This window comes from Albidovulum sediminicola, from assembly GCF_025751575.1.
GTDB lineage: Bacteria > Pseudomonadota > Alphaproteobacteria > Rhodobacterales > Rhodobacteraceae > Albidovulum > Albidovulum sediminicola.
Genome location: NZ_JAOWLA010000049.1, coordinates 1 through 2630 on the forward strand (window position 1 = coordinate 1; position 2630 = coordinate 2630).

Here is a 2630-nt window from a genome sequence, read left to right on the forward strand (position 1 = left end):
CCGCCGAGCCTGCGGACCGAACGGTCTGGGCGGGGTCGATCTTTGGTCCGTTCGGTCTGTGGCGGGGCGATCTTCAGCCCGATGCCGGGGGCCCTTCGCGCTTAGAACTCAGGCCCAGATCGAGGACGCCGCGGCCCGCCCGGGACGCGCCAGCAAGGGCAAGCATCATGGCACACGCAGAAGATTTCGGTTTCGGCACGCAGATCCGGAAGTCCCCCTATTTCGACGCGACGGTCCGCTGGGGCGCCAAGGGGTTCTCCGTCTACAACCACATGTATATCCCGCGCGACTTCGGCGACCCGGAGCAGAACTTCTGGAACCTGATCAACGAGGCGATCCTGTGCGACGTCGCGGTTGAGCGCCAGGTCGAGATCACCGGCCCGGATGCGGCGAAATTCGTGCAGATGCTGACCCCGCGCGACCTGTCGAAGATGGCGGTCGGCCAGTGCAAATACGTGCTGATCACCAATGCGGCGGGCGGCATCCTGAACGACCCGATCCTGCTGCGCCTGGCCGAGAACCACTTCTGGATCTCGCTCGCGGACAGCGACATCCTGCTCTGGGCGCAGGGCGTCGCGGTGCATTCGGGCCTCGATGTCACGATCGGCGAACCCGATGTCTCGCCGCTGCAGCTTCAGGGTCCGAAATCGGGCGAGGTGATGAAGGCGCTCTTCGGCGACGCCATCATGGACCTGAAATACTACTGGCTGCGCGCGGTGGAGCTGGACGGCATCCCGCTGATCGTGTCGCGCACCGGCTGGTCGAGCGAGCTGGGCTATGAGCTTTACCTCCAGGACGGATCGCGCGGCGACGAGCTGTGGGAAAAGATCATGGCGGCGGGCAAGCCGTTTGGCCTGAAGCCGGGCCATACCTCCTCGATCCGCCGCATCGAGGGGGGGATGCTGTCCTACCACGCCGATGCCGACATCAACACCAACCCCTATGAGCTCGGGCTCGACCGGCTGGTGAACCTCGACATCGAGGCGGAGTTCATCGGCAAGGCGGCGCTGCGCCGCATCCGGGACGAAGGGGTGCGCCGCAAGCAGGTGGGCCTGGTCCTCGACGGCGCGCCGCTCAAGGGGCCGAACACCACGTTCTGGACCATCCGCAAGGATGGGGCGGCCATCGGCAAGGTCACCTCGGCGATCCATTCGCCGCGGCTGAAGCAGAACATCGCCCTGGCCATGGTCTCGGCGGATGCGGCGCAGATCGGCACCGAGGTCGAGGTCGTCACCGCCTCCGGCACGGCGCGCGCGGTGATCGTGGAACGTCCCTTCTACGATCCGCAGAAAAAGCTCGCCGCCGCCTGAACACCCCCCGCGACAGAGAGACCCCCGCGACAGAGAGACCCGAGACATGTCCGAGCTTTCGATCGACCTGCATTGGCACCGCACGGGCCCCGGCCTCCAGCCGGGCAAATACTCCGCCGAGCATACCGTGCACTACAACAACACCCATGAGGTGCAAGTGGACGCCGCCCCGGACTGGGGCGGCAAGCCGGAAAACACCAACCCCGAACAGGCCCTCGCCTCGGCGCTGTCGAGCTGTCACATGATGACCTTCCTCGCGCTCGCGGCCAAGGCGGACTGGCCGGTGGCCAGCTACCACGACCACGCCGTCGCCCATCTGGGCAAGAACCCGAAGGGGCAGATGTCGGTCACGCGCATCGACCTGCACCCGGTGGTGCGCTTCGACACCGGCTTCTCGGTCGGGGCGAAGGAGCTTGAGGAGATGCAGGACCGCGCGCATCGCTACTGCTTCATCGCCAACACGCTCGCCGACAGCGTCGAGATCAACATCCTGTAGCCTCCCCCGGCCCATGAGGGACCCCATGCAAGACAGCGACATCCTGCTCCGCGAGCTGGACGGCGAGGGCATCCTGCGCCTGACCCTGAACGACCCCCGCCGCCGCAACGCGCTCTCCGAGGCGATGCTGGGCGCGCTTGGCGCCGCGCTTGCCGAGGCAGGGACGAACCCGGCGGTGCGCGTCGTCGTGCTGGCCGCCAACGGGCCGGCCTTCTGCGCCGGCCACGACCTGAAGGAAATGACCGCCGGCCGCGCGGCCCCGGATCGCGGCCGGGCCTACTTCACCCGGGTCATGGCGATGTGCTCGGGCGTCATGCAGGCGATCGTGACCTGCCCGAAACCCGTCATCGCGGAGGTCACGGGCATTGCGACCGCGGCGGGCTGCCAGCTGGTCGCCAGCTGTGACCTGGCCGTGGCCGCCGAGACCGCGCAGTTCTCGACCCCCGGCGTCCATATCGGGCTGTTCTGCTCCACCCCGATGGTGGCGCTGTCGCGTAACCTCGGCAACAAGCACGCGATGGAGATGCTCCTGACCGGCGACATGATCCCCGCCGCCCGCGCCGCCGAGACCGGCCTCGTCAATCGCGCCGTCGCGCCGGACCTGCTGGGCCAGACGGTGCTGGAGATGGCGCGCAAGATCGCCGCCAAGTCCAGCATGACGCTCGCCACCGGCAAGCGCGCCTTCTACGCGCAACGCGAAATGCCGCTCGCCGAGGCCTATGACCACGCCTCCGCCGTCATGGTCGAAAACATGCTCGCCCGAGACGCCCAGGAAGGCATCGCTGCCTTCATCGAAAAACGAACCCCAAAGTGGCTCGATCAGT

The 2630-nt window shown here is 67.3% G+C and carries 3 protein-coding genes; all 3 read left to right on the forward strand.

Going from position 1 to position 2630, the window contains the following annotated elements; translation table 11 throughout:
* The first annotated feature begins 167 nt into the window (after positions 1-167).
* A complete protein-coding gene (locus OE647_RS19960; RefSeq protein WP_263723521.1) occupies positions 168-1310 on the forward strand; it encodes a glycine cleavage T C-terminal barrel domain-containing protein in 1143 nt (380 codons plus the stop codon).
* A gap of 46 nt (positions 1311-1356) precedes the next feature.
* Positions 1357-1806 carry an OsmC family protein gene (locus OE647_RS19965; RefSeq protein WP_263723522.1) on the forward strand — a complete coding sequence of 150 codons (450 nt, stop codon included), beginning with the start codon at positions 1357-1359 and terminating at the stop codon, positions 1804-1806.
* Between the two features lie 25 nt (positions 1807-1831).
* On the forward strand, positions 1832-2630 hold a 799-nt coding region (locus tag OE647_RS19970), incomplete at its 3' end, for an enoyl-CoA hydratase (RefSeq protein WP_263723523.1).

Bases quoted from the DNA above. Each gene is read 5' to 3' on its own strand.
- OE647_RS19960 (WP_263723521.1), top strand. From the start codon at position 168: ATGGCACACGCAGAAGATTTCGGTTTCGGCACGCAGATCCGGAAGTCC.
- OE647_RS19965 (WP_263723522.1), top strand. From the start codon at position 1,357: ATGTCCGAGCTTTCGATCGACCTGCATTGGCACCGCACGGGCCCCGGC.